The following is a 23,629-nucleotide window of genomic DNA, read 5'->3' as shown; positions in this document are numbered from 1 at the left end:
CTAAATACTAAATTTTATTAAAATGAATAGACGTATTAAGAAAGTCGCTGTTTTAGGTTCTGGAGTTATGGGCTCGCGGATTGCTTGTCACTTCGCGAACATTGGTATAGAGGTGCTCTTGCTGGATATTGCGCCACGGGAACTCTTACCGCAGGAGGAAGCTAAGGGATTGACATTGGAAAGTGCGGTCGTCCGGAATCGTATAGTGAACAACTCACTGGATACGGCGTTGAAAACCAACCCATCGCCCATATATAGTAAACGCTACGTGAAGCGTATACGCACGGGAAATTTTGAAGACGATATGTCCGCTATTGCTACATGCGACTGGGTCATCGAAGTGGTTGTCGAACGACTGGATATCAAAAAATCCGTTTTCGAACAAATAGAACAACACCGAAGAACAGGCACGTTAATCACCTCCAATACTTCTGGTATTCCCATCCATCTGATGACCGAAGGGAGATCAGATGATTTTAAAGCACATTTTTGTGGGACGCATTTTTTCAACCCGCCGCGCTATCTGGAACTGCTGGAGATTATCCCTACTGCTCATACGAAGCCAGAAGTCATTGACTTTTTAATGCATTTTGGAGATAATATGCTCGGGAAAACCGTTGTATTATGTAAAGATACGCCGGCTTTTATCGGAAATCGTGTAGGGGTCTATTCTATGCTAGCGTTAACACATCTCGTGGAGCAAATGGGTTTGTCTGTAGAAGAGGTTGATAAATATACCGGACCGGCGATGGGGCATCCCAAATCTGCCACATTCCGTACGGCGGATGTTGTAGGTTTGGATACGTTGGTTAATGTCGCGCAGGGGTTGACGGAAAATGTCCCTAACGACGAGGCGAAAGCAGTTTTCCAGCTACCCTCCTATATTAACAAAATGGTAGAGAAAAAATGGCTGGGCGAGAAATCAAAACAAGGTTTTTATAAAAAAGTAAAAGACGATAAAGGCAATTCAGTCATTCTTGTGCTGGATTTAAAGACGTTGGAATACAGAGAACAAGAGAAAGTTAAGTCAGAGACCCTAGAGGCAACCAAGCCTGTAGAAGACATTCGTAAACGGATGAAAGTATACGAACAAGGTACCGATAAAGCAGGCATATTGTTCCGCGCGATGCATTATCCGTTATTTGAATATGTCTCCCACCGTGTTCCGGAGATTACCGATGACTTTTATCGGATAGATGATGCTATGCGTGCTGGTTTCGGTTGGGAACTGGGCCCGTTTGAGGTCTGGGATGCACTGGGGGTGCGGGAAACTATCGAAAAGATTCAGAAAGAGGAAAAAGGATTGCCGGGACAGCAAGGCGAAGTAGCCCAGTGGGTACATGATATGCTGGAAGCTGGACACGACTCTTTTTATAAAGTGCAAGACGGTGTAAGACATTACTACGATATAGCCTCGAAGTCTTACAAACCGATGCCAGGAGCCGAAAATTTAATTGTTTTAGATCATATTCGGGACACAAAAACCATTTGGAAGAATTCGGGTGTAACTATTACGGATTTGGGTGACGGTATTGTCAATTGTGAGTTTCATACCAAGATGAATACAATCGGTGGAGATGTGATTCAGGGAGTTAATAAAGCGATTGATTTAGCCGAAAAAGAATACCGGGGCCTTGTTATTACGAACGATGGAAAAAATTTTTCGGCAGGTGCTAATATCGGAATGATTTTCATGATGGCGGTCGAACAGGATTATGATGAACTGAATATGGCGGTGCGTATGTTCCAAAATACGGCTATGCGGATTCGTTATTCCTCTATTCCCGTAGTGGTTGCGCCATTCCAGCTAACGCTAGGTGGCGGATGTGAATTTTCGATGCATGCTGATTTCGTACAATTGCATGCGGAGACCTATATGGGCTTAGTAGAGTTCGGCGTTGGTGTTATCCCTGGTGGCGGTGGCTCTAAGGAGTTTGCCCTTCGCGCCTCAGATGAATACAAGCCAGATCAAATTGTACAGAACACGTTAAAGGAACGCTTCTTAACGATAGGGCAGGCGAAGGTATCGACTTCTGCTGTAGAAGCTGCGGAGCTCGGTTACTTGCGGGAGGGCAAATATGCCATTACGATGAATCGCAAGCGGTTGTTGGCGGATGCTAAAGCAAAAGCTCTGGAGCTTGCGAATGCTGGATATATACAGCCGGCTCCACGAACGGACATTAAAGTGCTCGGAAATCAAGGACTCGGAATTGTATATGTAGGAGCATCTTCCATGCGGGAAGGGAATTATATATCCGACCATGATAAAAAAATTTCCGAAAAGTTGGGATGGGTGATGTGTGGTGGAAATCTGTCAGAACCTACCGAAGTCTCCGAGCAATACTTACTCGATATGGAACGAAAAGCGTTTCTAGAATTATGCGCGGAGCGGAAAACGTTAGAACGAATACAACATATGTTGACAAAAGGGAAACCTCTTAGAAATTAGTAGAAACATGGAAGCATACATTATAGCAGGATACCGCACAGCAGTAGGGAAGGCTCCGAGAGGTGGCTTTCGTTTCATGCGTGCCGACGATTTAGCGGCAACAGTTATCAAACACTTGGTGACAACAATGCCACAATTGGATGTGACGAAAATTGATGATGTCATTGTGGGCAATGCCATGCCGGAGGCGGAACAGGGGTTAAATGTGGGACGTCTGATTTCGTTGATGGGACTGGATACGGATAAGGTACCAGGTGTAACGGTGAATCGGTACTGTGCATCAGGATTGGAAACTATTGCTACCGCTACAGCGAAGATTAAGTCCGGTATGGCCGATTGTATTGTTGCTGGTGGGGTGGAAGTCATGTCAGGTATGCCCTTTGGCGGTTGGAAAATTGTGCCAAACCCAGTAGTAGCAAAACACCATCCCGATTGGTACTGGGGGATGGGGTTAACAGCGGAAGCCGTAGCAAAAGAATATCATGTTTCGCGTGAAGATCAGGATGCCTTTGCATTAAGATCACATCAAAAAGCGATCGCAGCGATTAAAAATGGACATCTAAAAGACGGTGTTGTGCCGATTACAGTTACCGAAAATTATCTAAAGGATAATAAAATTGCTACACGTGAATACATAGTAGATACAGATGAAGGGCCGAGAGCCGATTCTTCTGCTGAAGTGTTAGCAAAATTAAAGCCGGTATTCGCGACAGGCGGTTGTATTACGGCGGGGAACTCGTCTCAAACATCCGATGGTGCAGCCTTTGTTATGGTGGTGTCAGAAAAAATGCTAAAAGAATTAGATGTTAAACCGATAGCACGTTTAGTGAGTTATGCAGTAGCTGGAGTACCGCCACGTATTATGGGAATAGGCCCAATATCCGCTATTCCAAAAGCATTGGAAATGGCGGGATTGCAAACAGAAGACATAGACCTTATCGAACTGAATGAAGCATTTGCTTCTCAATCCTTAGCCGTTATCCGGGAATTAGGGTTGGATGAAAGAAAAGTGAACGTCAATGGCGGAGCAATTGCTTTAGGGCATCCCTTGGGCTGTACAGGAGCTAAATTGACGGTACAGATCTTGAACGAGCTAAAGCGCCGTGAGAAAAAATACGGTATGGTGACGATGTGTGTAGGAACGGGACAAGGAGCAGCAGGGATATTTGAGATGTTAGATTAAGGGATATAAACAATGGAAACAAAAGCTATTAAAGGCGGGGAATTCGTGATCCGCGAAACTCCTTATACGGATGTTTTTATTCCGGAAGAGTTTGATGAAGAAGCGAAAATGATTCGCCAGACTTGTTTGGATTTTCTTGACGCGGAAGTGTTGGATAAGCTGGACAGAATTGACGCACAAGAAGAAGGTTTAATGCAGCACCTTTTAGATAAAGCCGGAGAGCTGGGGCTATTGGGTGTGTCCATCCCTGAGCAATACGGAGGATTTGGCAAAAACTTCAATACTTCTATGTTAGTTGGAGAGGCAGTAGGTGGCGGCTATTCTTTTGCCGTGGCACTGTCGGCACATACCGGTATCGGCACTTTACCCATATTATATTACGGAAACGAAGTCCAAAAAGAAAAATACATTCCTAAGTTAACCTCAGGAGAATGGAAAGCTGCCTATTGTTTGACCGAACCTAACGCGGGATCCGATGCCAATTCGGGCCGATCTTCGGCGAAATTAAATGCGGAAGCTACACATTATCTTCTCAATGGACAAAAAATGTGGATTACAAACGGCGGATTTGCCGATGTATTCATTGTATTTGCAAAAATTGATGACGACAGAAACCTCAGTGCTTTTATTGTAGAAAGAGATTTTGGGGGAATTACGATGAATCCCGAAGAACACAAGATGGGTATCAAAGGGTCGTCAACAAGACAAATATTCTTTAATGATTGTCCTGTTCCAGTAGAGAATCTGTTGTCTGAAAGGGAAAACGGCTTTAAGATTGCCGTTAATATTCTAAATATTGGACGCATTAAATTAGGCGCCGCTACTATTGGTTCTGCTCGTTCTGTTGTTACACAGGTCGTAAAATATGCCAATGAACGTGTACAGTTTAATTTGCCTATATCCAAGTTCGGGGCCATTCGTCACAAATTGGCTGAAATGGCTATTCGTTTATACGCTAATGAATCGGCAGCTTATCGAGCAGGACAAAATATTGATGATGCTTATGCTGCACTTGTCGCAGACGGAATGGACGAGGCAAAAGCCAAGCTGAAAGCCACAGAACAGTTTGCCATAGAATGTGCGATTATCAAAGTATGGTGCTCTGAGATGTTGGATTATGTTGTCGACGAAGGTGTACAGGTATATGGAGGTATGGGTTACTCAGCTGAAGCTCCGATGGAGAGAGCTTACAGGGATTCACGGATTAATCGGATTTTCGAGGGTACAAATGAAGTGAATCGCTTGTTGGTAGTGGATATGTTGTTAAAACGTGCTATGAAAGGAGAGCTCGATTTGATGGGGGCTGCAACGGCTGTTGCAAACGAACTGATGGCTATTCCTGACTTCGGAGAAGAAGATACCGCTGTTTTTTCTGCTGAAAAGAAAATCATTGCAAACATGAAAAAAGCCGGTTTAATGGTAGCGGGTGCTGCAGTACAGAAACTGATGATGAGCCTATCGAAAGAGGAGGAGATATTGATGAATATTGCAGATATTATTGGTTATGTTTATGTGGCAGAATCGATATTATTGCGGGCTGAAAAGATTTATCATACGCAAGGGGAGGATGCCGCTGCTCTCCCGTTAGACATGGCGAGGGTGTATCTATATACGACGTTGGATAAAGTATCTACAGCCGGAAAAGAAGCACTTTACGCCTTTGCGGAAGGGGATGAGTTAAAGATGATGCTGGTTGGTCTACGCCGGTTTACGAAAGCTGAGCCACTCAATACAAAAGAAGCGCGCCAGCGTATTGCGAAGAAAATGATCGAAGAAAATAAATATTGTTTTTGAGACATTGTTTTGGTTGATTTAGCCTGTCACGGTGTACGTGGCGGGCTTTTTTGTTTTTTTAAATAAAATCTACTTATTAGGTAGACTTTATGAAAATGTTTTTATATTTGTCCTGTTCGTTTCAATTGGCGTTGGCAACGATAGTATAAAAAAGAGTAAAGACACAGAAAAGGGAAACAGCAATGTTTCCCTCCTGCGTTCGATAAGTAAATTACAAGTTCAATTGGCGTTGGCACTTGTTAGTATTCACTATTAAACACCCGAAAATATGAAAAAATACGGAGTATTACGATACTCAGCGGCTTTATTGTTTGTTTTTTTAGTCAAACAGAACCTATTTGCACAATTTCAACCTCAACCGATCATTAACGCAACTTTAGAAGGCGTTGTTGTTGATTCCGTTTCCAAAGAACCAATAGAAGGTGCTACGATTCAACTGGAGGGCGTTACCCATAACGTGCGCACCGACCGCAATGGAAAATTTATGTTTGTTACTGGTCAGAAATTACCATTCACATTGATTGTCACGGTTGTAGGGTATGAGCAAGAAAGAATTGTTGCGAATACCTCACCGGTTAGAATAGCGTTATCGCCTAAACAGGAAACGTTAGATCAGGTTATCGTAACATCGCGACGAAGAAGAGAACAGCTTCAGGATGTGCCCATTCCGGTTTCTACAGTGAGGGCAAGTACCATAGAAGATGCGGGAGCGTTTAATGTTGCTAGAATTAAGGAAATCATCCCAACGGTGCAACTTTACTCTTCCAATCCACGTAATACGACTTTAAATATTAGAGGCTTAGGGTCTACATATGGTCTTACCAATGATGGTATCGATCCAGGCGTGGGATTTTATTTGGATGGCGTCTATATGGCACGTCCAGCTGCGACGGCCTTAGATTTTATTGATATTGAACAAATTGAAGTACTAAGAGGTCCACAGGGAACACTATTTGGTAAAAATACGACATCGGGGGCTTTTAATATAACCTCCCGTCAGCCTGAATTCATACCTAGCGCAAATTTTGAATTGAGCTATGGTAACTATGGTTATATACAAGCAAAAACTTCTTTAACTGGTCCCTTGGTTAAAAATAAGTTAGCTGCCCGTGTCTCTTTTTCAGGAACACAACGCGATGGAACTTTGTATAATGTTTATTCAGATCGTCAGATTAATGACATTAATAATCTGGGCGCTAGAGGGCAATTGTTATTCACGCCGAGTGACAATTTGAAAATATCATTAGCTGGTGACGTGACAGTACAACGGCCAGATGGATACGGTTGGGGTGTCGCCGGCGTTGTTGAAAACCAGCGATCAGCCTACCGGCAGTTCAATAAAATTATGGAAGACTTAGGTTATGAAATTCCTTACAAAAATGCTTTTGAACGAAAAGTCGATTTGGATACCCGTTCTAAGGCAGACAATGAATTAGGAGGTGTTTCTCTTAACGTGGATTATAAAATTGGAAATGGTACTTTGACATCTACATCTGCATGGCGCTATTGGAATTGGGTGCCGTTGAATGATAGAGACTATTTGGGTGTGCCTGCTTATACTATCTCGGCCGGAAATTCCGTGCATGATCAATGGTCGCAGGAATTTCGGTATTCCGGTAATATTGGTGAAAAAGTAAGTACTGTTGTAGGGGTTTTCGGCTTGTGGCAGGATTTGAGAACGGATCCAGTACATACGGAAGAGGCTGGAGAAGCTTTATGGCGTTTTCAACAAAACAATGCTTCCGCGACGGAATGGGCGCCAGGGCTGATCGATAGAGTGGGCATTCGCACCAAGTATGGTATTAAAAGTACAAGTTTGGCTGTTTTCTCCCAATTTGATTGGGCTATTACCTCCAAATTACATCTATTGCCGGGTTTACGATATAACTATGATAAAAAAGTAGCCGATTACGACCGTAAAAAATACATCGATAATACGATAGACTATACGCAGGAACAATTAGCAGCTGTGAACAGTATCTATTCTGATCAAACATTTGATGTAAATGCTGATGCTGGAAACCTATCTGGGCAATTATCACTTCAGTACAGATTTACCCCCCTTTACAACGCTTATGCAACATATTCTAGGAGTTACAAACCGATAGGCATCAACGTTGGCGGATTGCCGGTTATTGATGGGGAGGTAGCAACTGATTTAGCGGAAGTGAAACCAGAGTCTGTAAACCATGTGGAATTTGGTATAAAAACGAGTCCTCACCGAAATGCATTTTTGAATCTAACCACCTATCAGACAAATATTAAAGATTATCAAACACAAGTACAAACTCCGGATCCTGGAGTGAATAGGGGATACCTAGCCAATGCGGAGAAAGTACGGGTGCAGGGCATTGAACTGGATGGAAGTGTGAGACCTTGGGAGTTCTTGAGGTTGAACGGAGCATTGGCGTACACAGATGGTAAGTATGTGTCGTTCACCAATGCACCGGTTCCACTGGAAGAAGTCGGAGGTCCCCAAGCCTTTAAAGACGTTTCTGGAGGCGAGCTGCCGGGGATTTCAAAATGGTCCTGGTCACTGGCAGCCGAATTGACGGCAAAGGGGCGTTTGTTAGGGTTGGCAGGAAATTACTTTTTGGGAACAGATCTTTTTTATCGGTCAACATTCTCGTCCAGTCCATCACCGTCGCAGCACCTAAATATAGACGCCTATACATTACTCCATGCGCGTGTGGGATTCCGGGCGGCAAGCGGAGTATCTGTCATTGTGTGGAGCAGAAATTTGACGAATAAAGATTACTATGAGCAATTGCTCGCTGCTCCGGGTAATTTCGGGCAATATGCCGGGGTAATTGGCGATCCGCAGACCTATGGGATAACATTAAGATATAAGCTGAGATAATTTGTTGACGTACGTGGATAAAGGCACCTATTACGATTCAAATTCTTAAATTGCAGGTATAATACACTTGTCTTGAAAAAATATGATGCCATTATAATAGGCTCCGGGCCGAATGGATTTGCTGCAGCGATTACTTTGCAGCAACAAGGACTTTCTACGTTGATTGTGGAAGGTGCTGACACCATAGGAGGAGGTATGCGTACGAAAGAACTGACATTGCCGGGCTTTAAGCATGATGTATGTTCAGCTATACATCCTATGGCCATGGCTTCCCCCTTTATGCGTTCATTGCCCTTAAAAGAATACGGACTGGAATTTACGCAGGCAACTTACGCCGCGGCACATCCTTTTGACGACGGTGATTCTGCCCTATTATACAATAGTTTAGAAGCAACCGCACAAGATTTAGGTGTTGATGCGCACACTTATAAAAAATGGATTCTACCCATAATTGACCGATGGGAAAGTTTGGCGCTGGATACGATGGGGCCATTGCGTTTTCCTCGTCATCCGTTGGATTTGGCAGGCTTTGGGTTAAAGGCTTTAAAGCCGGCTACTTGGACAGCGGCATTATTTAAGACAAAAAAAGCAAAAGCATTGTGGGCGGGGATGGCTGCACATGGCATACAACCGCTTTCCAACTGGGCAACCTCTGCGATCGGACTGGTATTGATGGCCGTGGGGAATCGCTATGGTTGGCCTATTCCAAAAGGGGGTTCGCAGTCCATCGCGGATGCACTGGCCGCATATTATCTTTCGCTTGGAGGCGAAATGCAGACAGACTTGTCGGTCAACAATATAGCACAATTACCTGAACACACAACGCTGGTACTTAACATGAGCCCACGTCAGATTTTGCAATTGCAGAACACAGGGCTTTCCGACGGATACAGACGTTCACTGGAACGGTTCAAGCAGGGAATGGGCGTTTTCAAGATCGACTGGGCATTATCTGATCCTACGCCTTTTCGGGATATACGGTGTAAGCAAGCGGCTACTGTACACTTAGGCAATACTTTCGAGGAGATTGCAAATTATGAAAAGCATACGCACCAGGGTAAGATACTGCAAAAACCATTTGTATTGTTTGCCCAACCAAGCCAATTTGATCATTCTCGGGCGCCGGAAGGGAAACACACCGGATGGGCATATTGCCATGTTCCGAATGGATCTACAGTGGACTTTACAGCGGAAATGGAGACTCAGATAGAACGTTTTGCGCCCGGATTTAAGGACACCATCCTGGCTAAATCTACTATGAATACTGTTGATATAGAGGCATACAACCCGAACTATGTTGGTGGAGATATTAATGGGGGCTTGATGGATATCTATCAGTTGTATACCCGGCCGACGTTGTCTCTTACGCCGTACCGTACGTCGAATAAAAACATATATATCGCCTCTTCTTCTACACCTCCCGGGGGTGGAGTACATGGAATGGCAGGCGTCCATGCAGCCAGATTAATCTTAAAAGACCATTTTAATATAGATGTAAAGTTATGAGGAGATTTTATTTATAATAATCCTTATATTGTCCGTATCATTATTCAACTATTACATAAAATATCAAATGTCATCTTCTAAATTAGGTGTTGCCATCAGCGAAGACTGGGTTGTCGTGATACTCGGATTGGCGATTATTTTTTTAGCCCTGTGTGGCGTTGTGGTGCCCAAACCAGCTTTTTCTTGGGATACGACAGATGTACTCTTCGGTCAAGTACTTTCGGAGAGCAACCTATTGACTATCAGTATGCAATTTTTGTTGGTGTTCGTTACCACATTAGTAGGGGCTTTCTTGCTCGGGAAACCATTAAAGCCGCTATTAACCGTTTTTCCTTTCATTTTTGTATTAACCCTATTTGCATTGGTTTTAGCAGGCAATAGTACTGTGCGGGAGTATAATCTGGAAACTGTCATATTTAGCTTAGGTATCGGTTTGCTGATCAGTAATTTTTTTAACTTGCCTACATGGTTTAAAGAAGCGCTGTCTACTGAACTGTATGTAAAAATCGGCTTGGTGCTGTTAGGAACGACGGTTATTTTTAGTGAGATATTGAAAGCGGGAGCGCTAGGGCTGATTCAGGCTTTGGTCGTTGTGTTGTCGGTCTGGTATTTTGCCTTTTGGCTTTGTAAGAAATTAAAAATAGATCAGGAAATGGCGATGATGCTTTCGTCGGCTGTTTCGATTTGTGGGGTGTCGGCAGCTATTGCTACGTCAGGAGCCATTAAAGGCGATGCCAAAAAGCTATCCTATGTGGTTTCATTGGTGTTGATTACAGCGGTGCCAATGATGATTTTTATGCCCTACCTTGCCGATTGGATGGGCTTGTCGCAGGAGGTTACCGGCGCTTGGCTCGGTGGAAGTATAGATACAACCGGAGCGGTTGTTGCATCCGGCTCGTTGGTGGGTGAGCGCGCCTTAGAGATCAGTACTATCGTGAAATTTTCTCAAAATGTCCTGCTCGGTATTGCCGCGTTTGCTATCAGTATTTACTGGACGTATTCGCATTCTAAAAGTGCAGCGCATGCGGAGAAACCAACCTTAAAAATTATTTGGGAGCGTTTCCCGAAATTTGTAATAGGTTTCGTTTTTGCTTCCCTCTTATTTTCTTTTGTTATTAATCCCGAGCAAGTCGACGGCGTAAAAGCGGAATTGAAAAGTATACAAGGTTTGTGGTTTGCGTTGGCTTTTACATCGATAGGTTTGGAAACGAATTTTAAAGAGCTATTTGTGCATAATAACAAGAAACCGCTTTATGCGTTTCTAATCGCACAGGGATTCAATATTTTGGTGACCTTGGTAATCGCCTTGCTGTTGTTTGGGTAGATTATTAACGCAAAAGAAGCTGCCCCCATAAATTTTAGGCAGCCTTTGTGTTTAAGCTATGATTCTGCCACAATTCACTTATGTAACGTTAAATGCACCTACAATACTTGCTGGATGAAGTGCTCTGGAATTAATTAATAGATCCCTGCCTCGGGAGTTATTAAAGTACAAAACCGATAACCCAACGAAAACTACGCATCCCACGAATGGCGTGCAATCCACTTCTATTCGCTCCGCTTCGCGCCAGCCTTCCAACTGCGCACAATTAATTTCTATTTCTGTGTACGATACTATATGGTAGTCTGCTTTGGCGAAATCGATAGCCATGGCGTTTATGATAACAATCATCTTTCCGGCAGCGTCAAGAAATGTGATATCACGATCTTTTTTAAACTTCGGAATTTCTATAGCGAGTAAGTTGTTCTCGTTAAGTGATGATTCGATGTCAAAATTGAGAAAATCTTGCGTATTACTATTTTCATTGAACTGGAAGTTAGCTAGGCGGCTCAGTTTACCATGTTGAAGACACATTTTACCCGGTATTTGATCTGGGTTAGCCCGCATGGCACGCAGTATTTGTCCATTAAGCCGTCCCACCATATTGCTATCGTATAAGTTTAGGTGTGTGTCCGATAAAGCGGACCGGACAAAGCCTCCAGCATTGCTGGCTTGACCAAAATCCATAGAGGCTTTTTTGGTGGCGACAGTTTGCTTAGCCTTACGAGGTCTAGACTGTAGAATTTGTTGATTTCCAATTTTTCGTGCCACGAGATTTCCAGCTAAACCTCGAATTGCACCATTTGCTACTATTTTCATAACAGTGAAATTAATGAATCAAGTGTTTGTAAATCAAATAAATGTGAATTTTTAAGAAATTTGAAAAGCGTGTATGAGCGCTTTTGCGATTTTCGTAATCCCCTTTCGAGAACACTTTACCATTTTCGCAACGATTTGTAACAAGACAATTTTGATGTTGAAGAAGCATCGGGACAAACAGAAGGAACTTAAGGACATCAGAAGAGAGATGGGGAGTGACTTGTCACCAGACCCTGAGCAACTTGCCCCTGAAAAAAGATTGTCCGTATAATGATAGCGTGATGAATGCAAATTTAAACAGAAATATGTGGAATTATCGTGCAGTTAATATGGACTCAACATGGACTCATGGGCAATTTGGGGATAGGCTGTATTATACTTATCCGCATCCTAATTCTGCCTCGTCGTCGAGTTTACCTCGTTTCGTGGGGGATATTATTTCTTTATAGTTTTCTTATGGAATTTACTATCTTTCCGCATCCTCTAATTGGGTAATGGTGTATGGACGAAAAAGAACAACTCGTATATTATAAGCAGACGGGCGATTTGCAAGTATTAGGGAAACTATATACGCCCTATATGTCTTTGTTATACGGTGTATGTTTTAAGTACTTTCAGGAACAGACGGCGAGTCAAGATGCAGTTATGCAGATCTTTGAGCAACTAGTACACAAGCTTCGTATACATGAGGTAGATAATTTCAAAAGCTGGTTATATGTGTTTGCCCGAAATTATTGCTTGATGGAACTTCGAAAACAGAAAGGCAAAATGCATGTGGATATCGAAGAAAACATGTCTGAAAGTGAACAGAAGCTCGTAACAGAGGAGGAAACGAAATGGACGGAGGCTGATTTCGATAAGGTACACGACTGTCTGGCGTCTCTTTCCCCCGAGCAGTCAGTTTGCGTACGCCTGTTCTATCTGGATCAAAAATGCTACAAGGATATTACAGAAGAGACTGGATACGATTTGAATAAGGTGAAGAGTTATATTCAAAATGGGAAAAGAAACTTGAAAATTTGTATGGAGAGCGGGAAAAATGGAAAATAACTATCAACTGTCGAGAATACATAACTATATACACGGCTTAATGAGCCGGGAAGAAATGCACGCGTTAGAGCGGGAGGCGTTGGAAGATCCTTTCTTGCAGGATGCGATTGATGGGTATAAAATGCAGCAAGGAGTTGATGTGAAATCGTTGAGCCTATTGCAACAACGGCTTGAGCGTCGTATAACGGAGCATGCCCACCGCAAAAACAAGTTCTATTTTAGCTGGCAACGCTTGGCAATTGGGATGGTCGCCGCGGTGATGTTTATCACGGTGTGTATACTTTTATTAATTCGCCATCTTCCCAATAGACAACATTCGAATGTGACAGAAGTAGAATTGATGGATGAAACGCTGACACAGACGGTTGTACATGCGTTGCCTGCTGGTGATGCGCGACCGGTAGAGGGATGGAATGAATTTTCTGCATTTGTATCTGCGCATTATTCTGGTGTAAATACGGAAAAGCGCTTAGAGGTCCGCTTCAAAGTGGGGCAAGATGGGCTTCCGTATGACATACAGCCACAGATAGCTAGGAGCCAGCGAGTTTATGAAGAGATCATACAAATCTTACAAAAGGGACCCAAATGGGAGGGAAAAGAAGGGTATATTGAGATCGTGTTTCCGGAGTAATTTTTTGTTGTACTTTTTTTAGAAAAAAGTACGGAAAAAATCGTCGCTTCAAATCTTTGAGAATAGGGACAATTCTAAGAATGAGTTTCTACATGCCTCAAAAATTTGGATGCGACATTTCGTGTTAATGGGGGATGGTACAAATGTATAGCGTGTTAATTCTTCTTTATCATGATGAAATTACAGAATTCTTTCAGTTTCGAAGGTATCTACTAATATAAAGGTACAGAATTAAAGATAACGCGGATGTAGACACCTACGCGCGCGGCAGGCGGGCAAAAAGGGCCTTATATCGTTTTGCGGTCATTTTTCAGCAGGCTATTCCGTTAAAACAGCATGTTGTCTGAGCGGAGCGAGTTTCATACTGTTTAGGAATAGACAATGAAAAATAGCAAAACTATATCTAGCCTTGATTTTTCTCTCTTTTTATCAAGAAAAAGAGATTTAAAAAATATCCTTATTAAGAAAAAAGGGAAAGAAAAGATTTCATAACGAATAAGATATAAAAAATAAAAGACAGCCCGTATGGGCTGTCTTTTATTTTATGCTTTTTAAAACTTAAAAAGGCAAATCGTCGTCATCTGCTCCGGAAGACGATATGTCTACGGGAGGCATGTCCATTTGCCCTGGCGCTTGGGCCTGTTGTGGCGTATTGGCAAGTTTTGTTACTCTCCACGCAACTAAGGAATTGAAATAGGTAGTAACACCTTCTTTATTTGTCCATGGACGACCGCGTAGGTTAAACGACACCTCTACATCATCGCCAACGGCTAAGTTATCAAATATACTGACGCGATCTTGCGTTGCCTCAAAACGAATGTATTCTACAAATTGTGGGTTTTCTGCGTAAGCAACAATTAAGTCTCTTTTTTTGAAAGATTCAGTAACCTGTTGCGTAGCGCCTATCTCATGAACTTTTCCTCTTATTTCCATATCAAAAACGTATTAAACTGTAAAATTAAGCATTTTTTGCTAAGCAGAATAAGTAACTTTGCAAAAATATGATGGAAGTTTTCAACACCCCCAATAAAGTTATCATTACGTGCAATAGACGCTTATCGCCTTATTTGGCGCAAGAAGTTGAAGCGCTGGGCTTTGATATTGTCCGTGCTTTTAATACAGGCGTAGAGGTTAATGCCTCTGTGAATGCATGTATACGGTTAAACCTAAATTTGCGTATAGCGAGTCAAGTCCTTTATGAAATAAAGTCATTTCACGCCAAGAATGCTGATGAGCTTTATCAAGCATTAGTAACTATTGCATGGGAAGAGCTGTTGCCTTTTGAAGGCTATTTCTCGGTCACATCAAATGTGCATAATGAGACGATTACGACACCGCTATTTGCGAATGTCAAGGTAAAAGATGCAATTGTAGATCGTATCAAAGATAAAAAAGGTGTCCGACCCAATACGGGGCCGGAATTAAACCAAGCAGTCATCCATCTGCACTGGATAGAGGATAGAGCGGAGATTTTTTTGGATACTTCCGGCGAAACGCTCGCTAAGCATGGCTATCGAAAACATCCCGGTAAAGCGCCTATGTTAGAAGCACTGGCCACCGCGACTATTATGGCTACCCAGTGGGATAGGAAATCACCTTTCGTAAACCCTATGTGCGGATCGGGAACTTTAGCCATCGAGGCCGCTCTGATGGCACAAAAGCGTATGCCTGGTTTGCTACGGATGAATTATGCGTTCATGCATTTCATAGGTTATAATGAGGAAGTGTTTTTTGAAGAGCGTCGTCGATTGAAGGAATCGACCGACAAAAAGAATCTACCTCATATTATTGCTTCGGATATATCAGATGTGGCGATAGACATTGCGAAATCGAATGCGAAGACAGCAGGTGTAGAACATTTGATCACATTTGAAGTGGGTGATTTTGCGAAAACGACTATTCCGGAAGAAAACGGCGTTATTATGTTCAACCCCGAATATGGCGAGCGTTTAGGAGTACACACTAAACTGGAAGCAACTTATAAAAGAATCGGTGACTTTATGAAGCAGGAATGCAAGGGATATCGAGGTTATATCTTTACCGGAAATCTCGATTTAGCAAAAAAGATTGGCTTGCAAGCTTCCCGAAGATTTGAGTTTTTTACCGGTAAGCTAGACTGCCGGTTATTGCAATATGAGCTGTATGAAGGTTCGAAAGAGAAACCTGCTGCATCTGAATTACGCCAAGACTCAAAAGAACGATCCACTGGGGGTAAAATACATAAACTCATTCGGGTGTCGAATAAGGATAACAATGATAGATAACACGGCAATTATACAGCAAACGGCAATATTTGTACAGGAAAATCTGAAAAGCGCCGAAGCGGGGCATGATTGGTGGCATATTCAGCGTGTATGGAACAATACAAAGTTGATTTTGGAAACAGAGGTCGCTGATACATTGGTTTGTGAATTGACCGCATTATTACATGATATTGCCGATAGCAAATTTCATCATGGTGACGAGCATATCGGCCCACGGATAGCAGGAGAGTTCCTGCAGCATATAGGATTGGATAAAGGTCGGATAGAACATGTGCAGCAGATTATATTTAATATGTCTTTCAAGGCGTCTTTAGGACGGGTCGATTTTCATTCCAGAGAATTAGAGATCGTACAAGATGCGGATCGTTTGGACGCTATTGGGGCGATCGGCATTGCACGGGCTTTTCATTATGGGGGATTTAAGAATCGAGAAATATACAATCCTGATATTTCTTCCCAACAACTACTTAGTAAGGAAGTATATAAAAATACAACGGCACCAACCATAAATCATTTTTATGAGAAGCTATTGCTGTTACGAGATAAAATGAATACCGCTACAGCCAAACAGATAGCAGGGGAGCGTCATCATTTTATGGAATCCTTTTTGCAACAATTTTATGGCGAATGGAACGGAGACAGATGATTTAACACTATCTTAATCCGAATTCGATATATTCGTAAAAATTAAATAATAAAATCAAAGTATACCTTATTCATGTAAGATATGAAACCGACATTAGTAATCCTTACCTTATTAACGATCATGCATATGGGCGCCACAGCGCAGACAGAAATGATCGCGCATCGTGGATCTTGGAAAAACACCAAAGTGCCCCAAAATTCACTTGCATCCTTAAATAAAGCTATAGAACAAAAAGCTTGGGGTGCAGAGTTTGACGTGCATCTAACAAAAGATGATGTATTGGTGGTTACCCATGACCAAGATTTTTATGGAATAGACATAGCGACCTCAACCTATCAAGAATTGCTTGCTAAGAAACACCCTAATGGAGAAAGTATCCCAACCGCAGAAGAATATCTAAAAGAAGGATTGACACAGAAAAAAACCAAGTTGATTTATGAGCTTAAGACGAACAAACTTGGTACAGAAAGAACATTAAAGGCAGCGGAGCTAACGGTGGCTTTAGTAAAGAAACTGAACGCCGGAAAACAAGTAGAATATATTGCGTTCAGTTACGATGCTTGTTTGAAGCTTAAGGAACTGGATAAGAAAGCGAAAGTTCACTACCTCAATGGTGACAAATCTCCCCAGGAAATAAAAGAAGCAGGTTTAAGTGGACTCGATTATCATCTGTCGGTTTATAAGAAACATCCCGAATGGATTGGAGAAGCAAAGAAATTGCAACTAAAGACCAATGTGTGGACGGTAAATCGGGAGGATGATATGCATTATTTTATCGACCAAAATATTGATTATATTACGACAGATGAGCCGGAGTTACTTAACCGCATTCTAAAAAAATAATTTTCGATGTATCGTTTAAGAACAAATATTCTTATTGGTATTTTTCTTTTTGTTACGGCGGCGTTTGCGCAAGAGAATCGAGACTCACTGTTAGTCGTTACAAAAGACTGGAAAATAACGAAATTAAAAAAAGGGGTTGTATGGAAGCAAGGACATTTTCAAAATCTTTTTGATAGTGAGCAAGAGATCAACTACGTGGAAATAGATCTTAAAAAGAACTTAAAAAAACTTTATTTAGCCGCGGAGCCTTCTGAGTTGAAGCCTACTTCACAATTGGCATTGGAACATCGTGCACTGGTGGCGGTAAACGGCGGTTTCTTTGATATGAAAAATGGTGGTGCAACGGATTTCATACAGGTAGATAATAAGGTTGTCAACCGGACCAGAAAAAAATCAGACCGCGGGAATGCGTTGTTTTTGCTTTCGAGAAAAGAAATAAAAATCAAAGCTTCGACGGATACCCTATATGGGGCGGAGCGCTATCCAAACGTATTGCTATCGGGACCGCTGCTTGTGGCGGACGGCAACCCTTATCCATTAACCAAAAATGCCTTTAACGACAACAGACATCCGCGTACAGCGATCGCATTAACAGGTGATGGTAAATTGCTCCTGTTTGTCGTTGATGGAAGAAATAAATCCGCGCACGGTATGAATCTCTACGAACTCTCGAGCATATTGCAGTGGTTGGGAGCGAAAGACGCAATGAACTTGGACGGCGGGGGCAGTTCTACATTGTACGTAAAGGGAGCTGCCGAGAACGGTGTAGTAAACCACCCATCCGATAATAAATTATTTGATCATGAGGGTGAACGCGCTGTGAGCAACATCATTTACCTTAAATAATAATACATTATATGCTATGAAAAAGATTTTTTTATCATCGTTATTTCTTTTCGTATCTTCCTATATCCTGTCAGCACAAGAGCTTACGGTAGCTTCTTTTAATATACGCTTGAAAACAACGGCGGATGTCGGGAACTTGTGGGATGATAGAAAGCATGCGATCACGAATCTTATTCAATTCCATGAATTCGATATCTTTGGTATCCAGGAAGGCTTTTACGAACAGGTGCAGGACATGAAAAGCCAGTTGCCCGGTTTTGAATACGTCGGTGTGGGACGTGATGATGGTGCACAAAAAGGAGAATACTCAGCTATTTTCTTCAATACTAGACGTTTTAAATTAATTAAAGACGGAACGTTTTGGCTCTCGGGTACGGATACCCAAAAACCTAACAAAGGATGGGACGCCGCTTTGCCAAGGATTTGTACATGGGGTGTATTTGAAGATACCGAAAATAGCAAGCAATTTATCTTCATGAATACGCATTTTGACCATCGAGGTATTGAAGCACGCAGAGAAAGCGCAAAGCTTATTTTAGAAAAAGCAAAAGAACTAGCAGAAGATTTGCCCATCATCTTGACTGGCGATTTTAATGTGGATGAAACCAACGAAGCATACTTTACGCTTTCAAAAAGTGGAATAGTACAAGACACCTATGAACAGGCAAAAATCGTGTACGAACCGAACTCCTCTTTTAACGCGTGGGGAAAAGGTATTAAGCCCAAGCAGCGTATCGATCATATTTTTATTACTAAACCGTTCAATGTATATAAATACGGTATTTTAACAGATACGTATATGGGGAAATTCCCTTCGGATCATTTCCCTATAGTTAGTGTGTTGCAATGGTAAACTCTTGCAGCGTAATTTATTACAATGAAAAGTATTTGGATGGGTTGAGTTTTCTGTTGTTTAAGAGAACTTCATAATGTAAGTGAGGCCCGGTACTTCGACCAGTGCTGCCGAGCAAACCGACAATATCTCCTGCTTCCACAGCCTGTCCTCTTTTAACACGTGTGCGGGTTAAGTGCGCGTAGCGCGTTTCATAGCCATTCTTATGTTTAACCATGACCACATATCCATATGCTCCTTTCCAACCGGCAAACGTAACCCTACCTTTTGCTGTTGACTTAACGGGATCTCCTGTTCTTCCTTTCAAATCTACTCCTTGGTGCATTTCACGACCGCGGTTTGTAAAGGGGTTCCTACGATATCCATAGGACGATGTAATTCGGCCCTGATGTGGCCTACCTAACGGTAAACCATCTAATTTGGATTCCAGATCTTTTAGTTGTTTTTTGTAGAAAACAGAAAGCTCTACTAAATCATCGTTATCTTTTTCCACAGGACCACCCATATTGGGATTCATTTTAATTTCCTTCAGTCCCCGCTTCTTCATCTTTTGGTTAATGCGGTCAATGGTACTATCGATGGAATTGAACGATTTCTTTATTTCCTCGGTTGTCAGCTGATTGTTGAACTCATCCAATTCCAACAGACGGTTTTCAGCTTTCAGCTTATTTATTTTTTGGTCATAGACCTTTATATATTTTTCAGATGTTCTTTGTTTAACCACGTACACGACAGATAGCACCGTTATAGCAGTGAAGGCAAGGAAGGAACACAAAATTTTTCTCCAGTGAGTGACGACGAACGTGGGTACCTGCATTCTCTTGGTAGATGTACCATCCGGTTCGACGAAAAGCACGGCGGTTTTTTTCTTTAGCATGGGCCTCAACAATAAAAACTTTTATGATACGAAAGCACAAAGGTAGTATAACAAGCTGTTTGTGGTCAATATTTTACAAATTTTAACATTTTTTAGGACTCTTTTTATTACAAAAAAATAGGCAACTTTGTGCATGTCGTTCGCTGTAAAATTAATGAATTGGTACTGTGAAAAAGGGCGTGATTTGCCGTGGAGAGCCACACATGACGCCTATATTATCTGGCTGTCGGAGATTATCTTACAACAGACCAGAGTGGAACAGGGAATGCCCTATTTCCATCGTTTTGTAGAGGCATTTCCAATTGTAACAAAATTTGCAGAAGCCGACGAAGAAGATATCCTAAGGCTATGGCAAGGTTTAGGATATTACTCGCGTGCCCGAAACATGCATAAAGCAGCTAAAATGGTTGTGAGTGATTTTCAGGGTATGTTTCCAACTGCCTATGAGGAAGCTATTCGTTTGCCCGGTGTTGGAGAATATACAGCAGCAGCCATTGCGTCTTTTTCGGCAAATGAACCCAGGGCGGTAGTCGACGGAAATGTATATAGGGTGTTGGCACGCTACTTTGGGGTAAAGGAACCAATTAATTCCATACAGGGGAAAAAAACATTTGCTGAGATTGCCCACGATATGCTTGATAAACGTAATCCTGGTATATACAATCAGGCTATTATGGATTTTGGAGCTTTGCAATGCAAGCCAAAGAACCCGCTATGTGCGGATTGTATTTTTCGTGTGGAATGTGTAGCTTTTCAAGAAAGACGAGTTGATGTGCTACCTGTGAAGTTGAAAGGGAAGGTGAGCCGTAATAGATATTTCCATTATTTTATTGTAGTGGAGGACGACAAAATTTTGATGTCAAAGCGAGGACAAGGCGATGTCTGGACGAACCTTTATGAGTTCCCGATGATAGAGACCGCGGAAGACGTTTCGCTGTCCGATTTAATGGCACATGCAGATTTTGTCCAATTTTTTGAAGAGAATGCGGTTTTGGAGGCTGTAGGCAAACAGATAAAACAAGTGCTAAGTCATCAAAACATTTATGCACGTTTTTTTATAGTTAGAGATCCTCATGCGTTGAAAAAGAAAAAAAAGGGTTGGAATTACTATTTTTGTGAAAAAATCGATAAATTAGCTAAACATAAACTTATATTCTCTTTTCTGGAAAAAAATGGTCATCTCATCTCCGTTAAATAGGTAGCGTGAAATCAAAAGTGTTCATTCTGACTATAGAGTATATAATCTTATATAACAAGATACAATTAATTAGCCCTAAATTATAAATTATGGCAAGTGTTAATAAAGTGATTTTAGTCGGGCATTTGGGAAAAGATCCCGAAGTACGTTATTTAGACAACAATGTCTCCGTTTGCAGTTTTCCTTTTGCAACTTCTGAAACATACACTAAAGATGGTGTAAGGGTTCAACATACTGAATGGCACAATATCGTTATGTGGCGCAATCTAGCGGAGATGGCGGTTAAATATCTTCAAAAGGGAAAGCTGGCTTATATAGAAGGGCGGTTGCGGACCCGTAATTATGAGGATAAAGAGGGAACTCGTCGGTATGTGACAGAGATCGTTGGCGAGAGCTTTAAATTATTGGGACGTCCTTCTGATTTTGCACAAACGGGGAGATCCACATCGCAGGAAGAAGAAAAAAATGATGGAGGAAAAGACGAAGAAGTCGATTTTACAGAAAATAACGATGATGCCGATGGGCTGCCTTTTTAGTATGTCATGAATACTGATGCTTAGGTCCTTTAGTGCGTTGGAATTTCGGCAGGGCATCTTGTAATATTTTAATATTTTGCCGTATCTTTGGCATTATGTTGCAGGACAAAATTAAGCAGTTTACAGAAGAGATAAAAGGATTTGCCCCCACTTCGGCAGTTGATGTTGAAAATTTTCGTTTAAAGTTTTTAGTTGCCAAGGGTATCGTTAAAGGATTATTTGAAGAATTTAAAACGGTATCAACTGAAGAAAAGCGTACGTTAGGCAAAGTTTTAAACGAGTTTAAGTTATTAGCCGAAAAAACATATAGCGACGCCCAAGCCCAGTTTGCACAAACAAAAAAGAGCCTGCAGCGTGAGGAGGGTGACTTGACGCTCCCGGGTGAGGGGTTTCAGTTGGGATCTAGGCACCCGCTCTCGTTAGTACGAAAAGAAATCGTAGAAATTTTCAAAAAGTTGGGCTTTATCGTGGCCGAAGGACCAGAAATCGAAGACGATTGGCACAACTTCTCTGCACTCAATTTTCCTCCTGAACACCCTGCCCGGGATATGCAAGATACCTTTTTCGTAGAAAAGAAAGATGGTAATGACATCGCGTTACGTACACACACATCTTCTGTTCAGGTTCGCTTAATGGAAATGGGAAAACCGCCATTTCGTGCTATTATGCCGGGACGTGTTTATAGAAATGAAGCCATATCAGCACGAGCGCATTGCTTTTTTCATCAAGTGGAAGGCCTGTATGTCGACGAAAATGTTTCTTTTGCAGATTTGAAGCAAACCTTGTTTCATTTTGTGCAAGAGTTATATGGCGAGGGTACAAAAGTACGCTTCCGTCCTTCATATTTTCCTTTTACCGAACCATCCGCCGAAATGGATATTTCTTGCACAATTTGTAAAGGAGAAGGATGTCAACTCTGTAAAAATTCCGGATGGGTGGAGATATTGGGGTGTGGTATGGTAGACCCTAATGTGTTAGAGAATTGTGGGATTGATAGCAAGAAGTATTCGGGTTTCGCTTTTGGTATGGGTATCGAACGGATAACAAATTTGAAATACGAAATTCGGGATTTACGCTTGTTCTCTGAAAACGATGTCCGTTTCTTGTCGCAGTTTGAGACGGAACTGGTGTAATCTCCCCAATAATATATGGAGTCTGACCAAGTCATATTATCAATAAAGAAATCCGCACGTGAACTTTTTAGGCGTTACGGATATAACAAAACCAGTGTAAATGAACTGGCAAAACAGGCGCGCATCGCAAAAGCAACATTTTATAAACATTTTGCTAGTAAAGAGCTCATTCTGCATGCAGTATTAATGGATTATATCCGGGAAAACGTAGAAGACATTCTGAATAAAAATATCAGAGAAAAAGACCTTTCTACTTTTCTAGCGAATACGATTCTTCGTGTAAGCCGTGTGACGTACACTGTCTGTAATGAGTTTGTGGGATGGGAATTTATTCGGGAGTCGGCCAATGCGCAGGAGTACTTGAAGACACTTTCCGACGATTTGGAATTTCTGCTACTTAGCTCTTTTATACAAAACGCGACTATTGCACTAACTGTACCGGAAGAAAGATTAACCTTTCTGATCAAATCGAGTAAGAATATCGTGTTTTCGTTCGCGTTTACTGCAGTGACAGATGCCGATGTGCGTAAAAACTTCATCTCTTTTCAAAAGGAAATCTTGCCTTATCTGGTGCAGGCGACATTGTTAGAGACGTAGTTTTTCGTCTTCTTTTCCCATTGATGGAAAAGAAGCAAAAGATCTAGGCTTGCAAGGTTCCGCGGCCGTTTTAGCCCACGTTCCGTGTGCGTGGGGGTCTACATCCGTGTTATATTATATACGTATTTAGTACATGCCTTCGAAACGGAAAGAACAAATTCTATTATTGATCGCTTTTAGATATATGTTTCGCCTATAACGGAAGCAGATCTAGGGTGGGCGA

General features: G+C 41.9%; 20 protein-coding genes. 17 read left to right on the top strand and 3 right to left on the bottom strand.

Annotated elements, in window-relative coordinates:
- Window positions 1-22: 22 nt before the first annotated feature.
- The 6 genes from C5749_RS18720 (at window position 23) to C5749_RS18690 (ending at window position 11,116) form a co-directional block, all read left to right on the top strand.
- On the top strand, window positions 23-2,449 hold the full coding sequence (locus C5749_RS18720; protein WP_105727731.1) for a 3-hydroxyacyl-CoA dehydrogenase/enoyl-CoA hydratase family protein: 2,427 nt from the start codon (window positions 23-25) through the stop codon (window positions 2,447-2,449).
- A 7-nt stretch (window positions 2,450-2,456) separates the two neighbouring features.
- Window positions 2,457-3,632 carry an acetyl-CoA C-acyltransferase gene (locus C5749_RS18715; RefSeq protein ID WP_105727730.1) on the top strand — a complete coding sequence of 392 codons (1,176 nt, stop codon included), beginning with the start codon at window positions 2,457-2,459 and terminating at the stop codon, window positions 3,630-3,632.
- 12 nt (window positions 3,633-3,644) lie between these two features.
- The gene (locus C5749_RS18710; RefSeq protein WP_105727729.1) at window positions 3,645-5,426 is read left to right on the top strand and encodes an acyl-CoA dehydrogenase family protein; all 1,782 of its coding nucleotides are present in this window, start codon (window positions 3,645-3,647) and stop codon (window positions 5,424-5,426) included.
- Window positions 5,427-5,694: 268 nt separating this feature from the next.
- Window positions 5,695-8,286 carry a TonB-dependent receptor gene (locus tag C5749_RS18700; RefSeq protein WP_105727727.1) on the top strand — a complete coding sequence of 864 codons (2,592 nt, stop codon included), beginning with the start codon at window positions 5,695-5,697 and terminating at the stop codon, window positions 8,284-8,286.
- Window positions 8,287-8,358: 72 nt separating this feature from the next.
- Window positions 8,359-9,792 (top strand): phytoene desaturase family protein, encoded by a 1,434-nt coding sequence (locus C5749_RS18695; RefSeq protein WP_105727726.1) that lies wholly within the window; start codon window positions 8,359-8,361, stop codon window positions 9,790-9,792.
- A 67-nt stretch (window positions 9,793-9,859) separates the two neighbouring features.
- Entirely contained in the window at window positions 9,860-11,116 is a 1,257-nt protein-coding gene (locus C5749_RS18690; RefSeq protein ID WP_105727725.1) for a YeiH family protein, read from the top strand.
- A 78-nt stretch (window positions 11,117-11,194) separates the two neighbouring features.
- Here the strand turns inward: C5749_RS18690 and C5749_RS18685 are convergent, their stop codons facing one another.
- A complete protein-coding gene (locus C5749_RS18685; RefSeq protein WP_105727724.1) occupies window positions 11,195-11,932 on the bottom strand; it encodes a hypothetical protein in 738 nt (245 codons plus the stop codon).
- A gap of 501 nt (window positions 11,933-12,433) precedes the next feature.
- Here C5749_RS18685 and C5749_RS18675 point away from each other — a divergent pair.
- Window positions 12,434-12,982 (top strand): RNA polymerase sigma factor, encoded by a 549-nt coding sequence (locus C5749_RS18675; RefSeq protein ID WP_105727722.1) that lies wholly within the window; start codon window positions 12,434-12,436, stop codon window positions 12,980-12,982.
- Entirely contained in the window at window positions 12,972-13,613 is a 642-nt protein-coding gene (locus tag C5749_RS18670) for a hypothetical protein (RefSeq protein ID WP_105727721.1), read from the top strand. The genes C5749_RS18675 and C5749_RS18670 overlap by 11 nt, the downstream gene beginning before the upstream one ends.
- A 558-nt stretch (window positions 13,614-14,171) precedes the next feature.
- On the opposite strand, the gene C5749_RS18665 is transcribed toward C5749_RS18670, so the two are convergent.
- On the bottom strand, window positions 14,172-14,546 hold the full coding sequence (locus C5749_RS18665; RefSeq protein ID WP_105727720.1) for a DUF3127 domain-containing protein: 375 nt from the start codon (window positions 14,544-14,546) through the stop codon (window positions 14,172-14,174).
- 71 nt (window positions 14,547-14,617) lie between these two features.
- Here C5749_RS18665 and C5749_RS18660 point away from each other — a divergent pair, with 71 nt between their 5' ends.
- From C5749_RS18660 to C5749_RS18640, 5 genes are all read left to right on the top strand, one after another.
- Window positions 14,618-15,877: a THUMP domain-containing class I SAM-dependent RNA methyltransferase gene (locus C5749_RS18660; RefSeq protein ID WP_105727762.1), complete on the top strand. Its 1,260-nt coding sequence runs from the start codon at window positions 14,618-14,620 to the stop codon at window positions 15,875-15,877.
- On the top strand, window positions 15,867-16,523 hold the full coding sequence (locus C5749_RS18655; RefSeq protein ID WP_105727719.1) for an HD domain-containing protein: 657 nt from the start codon (window positions 15,867-15,869) through the stop codon (window positions 16,521-16,523). The genes C5749_RS18660 and C5749_RS18655 overlap by 11 nt, the downstream gene beginning before the upstream one ends.
- A gap of 81 nt (window positions 16,524-16,604) precedes the next feature.
- Window positions 16,605-17,366, top strand: a complete 762-nt coding sequence (locus C5749_RS18650) for a glycerophosphodiester phosphodiesterase family protein (RefSeq protein WP_105727718.1) — start codon at window positions 16,605-16,607, stop codon at window positions 17,364-17,366.
- Window positions 17,367-17,372: 6 nt separating this feature from the next.
- A complete protein-coding gene (locus tag C5749_RS18645; RefSeq protein ID WP_105727717.1) occupies window positions 17,373-18,212 on the top strand; it encodes a phosphodiester glycosidase family protein in 840 nt (279 codons plus the stop codon).
- Window positions 18,213-18,228: 16 nt separating this feature from the next.
- Complete coding sequence (locus C5749_RS18640; RefSeq protein ID WP_105727716.1) at window positions 18,229-19,065, top strand: endonuclease/exonuclease/phosphatase family protein; 837 nt, start codon at window positions 18,229-18,231, stop codon at window positions 19,063-19,065.
- A gap of 19 nt (window positions 19,066-19,084) precedes the next feature.
- Here C5749_RS18640 and C5749_RS18635 read toward each other — a convergent pair whose 3' ends face one another.
- The gene (locus tag C5749_RS18635; RefSeq protein ID WP_105727715.1) at window positions 19,085-19,942 is read right to left on the bottom strand and encodes a M23 family metallopeptidase; all 858 of its coding nucleotides are present in this window, start codon (window positions 19,940-19,942) and stop codon (window positions 19,085-19,087) included.
- Window positions 19,943-20,075: 133 nt separating this feature from the next.
- On the opposite strand from C5749_RS18635, the gene mutY reads away from it, so the two are divergent.
- The 4 genes from mutY (at window position 20,076) to C5749_RS18615 (ending at window position 23,406) form a co-directional block, all read left to right on the top strand.
- Window positions 20,076-21,140 carry an A/G-specific adenine glycosylase gene (gene mutY, locus C5749_RS18630; RefSeq protein ID WP_105727714.1) on the top strand — a complete coding sequence of 355 codons (1,065 nt, stop codon included), beginning with the start codon at window positions 20,076-20,078 and terminating at the stop codon, window positions 21,138-21,140.
- Window positions 21,141-21,229: 89 nt separating this feature from the next.
- Window positions 21,230-21,676, top strand: a complete 447-nt coding sequence (locus tag C5749_RS18625; protein ID WP_105727713.1) for a single-stranded DNA-binding protein — start codon at window positions 21,230-21,232, stop codon at window positions 21,674-21,676.
- Window positions 21,677-21,771: 95 nt separating this feature from the next.
- Window positions 21,772-22,809, top strand: coding sequence for a phenylalanine--tRNA ligase subunit alpha (gene pheS, locus C5749_RS18620; protein WP_105727712.1), 1,038 nt, complete (start codon window positions 21,772-21,774; stop codon window positions 22,807-22,809).
- 15 nt (window positions 22,810-22,824) lie between these two features.
- The gene (locus tag C5749_RS18615) at window positions 22,825-23,406 is read left to right on the top strand and encodes a TetR/AcrR family transcriptional regulator (RefSeq protein WP_105727711.1); all 582 of its coding nucleotides are present in this window, start codon (window positions 22,825-22,827) and stop codon (window positions 23,404-23,406) included.
- Window positions 23,407-23,629: the final 223 nt, after the last annotated feature.

The organism is Sphingobacterium gobiense, from assembly GCF_002980575.1.
Taxonomy (GTDB): domain Bacteria; phylum Bacteroidota; class Bacteroidia; order Sphingobacteriales; family Sphingobacteriaceae; genus Sphingobacterium; species Sphingobacterium gobiense.
This window is presented reverse-complemented; position numbering and strand designations above follow the sequence as displayed.

Excerpts from the sequence above, each read along its gene's own strand:
- C5749_RS18670 (WP_105727721.1), top strand. The coding sequence starts at position 12,972 with ATGGAAAATAACTATCAACTGTCGAGAATACATAACTATATACACGGC.
- pheS (WP_105727712.1), top strand. The coding sequence starts at position 21,772 with ATGTTGCAGGACAAAATTAAGCAGTTTACAGAAGAGATAAAAGGATTT.
- C5749_RS18645 (WP_105727717.1), top strand. The coding sequence starts at position 17,373 with ATGTATCGTTTAAGAACAAATATTCTTATTGGTATTTTTCTTTTTGTT.
- C5749_RS18655 (WP_105727719.1), top strand. The coding sequence starts at position 15,867 with ATGATAGATAACACGGCAATTATACAGCAAACGGCAATATTTGTACAG.
- C5749_RS18690 (WP_105727725.1), top strand. The coding sequence starts at position 9,860 with ATGTCATCTTCTAAATTAGGTGTTGCCATCAGCGAAGACTGGGTTGTC.
- C5749_RS18715 (WP_105727730.1), top strand. The coding sequence starts at position 2,457 with ATGGAAGCATACATTATAGCAGGATACCGCACAGCAGTAGGGAAGGCT.
- mutY (WP_105727714.1), top strand. The coding sequence starts at position 20,076 with ATGTCGTTCGCTGTAAAATTAATGAATTGGTACTGTGAAAAAGGGCGT.
- C5749_RS18650 (WP_105727718.1), top strand. The coding sequence starts at position 16,605 with ATGAAACCGACATTAGTAATCCTTACCTTATTAACGATCATGCATATG.
- C5749_RS18640 (WP_105727716.1), top strand. The coding sequence starts at position 18,229 with ATGAAAAAGATTTTTTTATCATCGTTATTTCTTTTCGTATCTTCCTAT.
- C5749_RS18700 (WP_105727727.1), top strand. The coding sequence starts at position 5,695 with ATGAAAAAATACGGAGTATTACGATACTCAGCGGCTTTATTGTTTGTT.
- C5749_RS18615 (WP_105727711.1), top strand. The coding sequence starts at position 22,825 with ATGGAGTCTGACCAAGTCATATTATCAATAAAGAAATCCGCACGTGAA.
- C5749_RS18660 (WP_105727762.1), top strand. The coding sequence starts at position 14,618 with ATGGAAGTTTTCAACACCCCCAATAAAGTTATCATTACGTGCAATAGA.
- C5749_RS18625 (WP_105727713.1), top strand. The coding sequence starts at position 21,230 with ATGGCAAGTGTTAATAAAGTGATTTTAGTCGGGCATTTGGGAAAAGAT.
- C5749_RS18635 (WP_105727715.1), bottom strand. The coding sequence starts at position 19,942 with ATGCTAAAGAAAAAAACCGCCGTGCTTTTCGTCGAACCGGATGGTACA.
- C5749_RS18665 (WP_105727720.1), bottom strand. The coding sequence starts at position 14,546 with ATGGAAATAAGAGGAAAAGTTCATGAGATAGGCGCTACGCAACAGGTT.
- C5749_RS18685 (WP_105727724.1), bottom strand. The coding sequence starts at position 11,932 with ATGAAAATAGTAGCAAATGGTGCAATTCGAGGTTTAGCTGGAAATCTC.
- C5749_RS18710 (WP_105727729.1), top strand. The coding sequence starts at position 3,645 with ATGGAAACAAAAGCTATTAAAGGCGGGGAATTCGTGATCCGCGAAACT.
- C5749_RS18675 (WP_105727722.1), top strand. The coding sequence starts at position 12,434 with ATGGACGAAAAAGAACAACTCGTATATTATAAGCAGACGGGCGATTTG.
- C5749_RS18720 (WP_105727731.1), top strand. The coding sequence starts at position 23 with ATGAATAGACGTATTAAGAAAGTCGCTGTTTTAGGTTCTGGAGTTATG.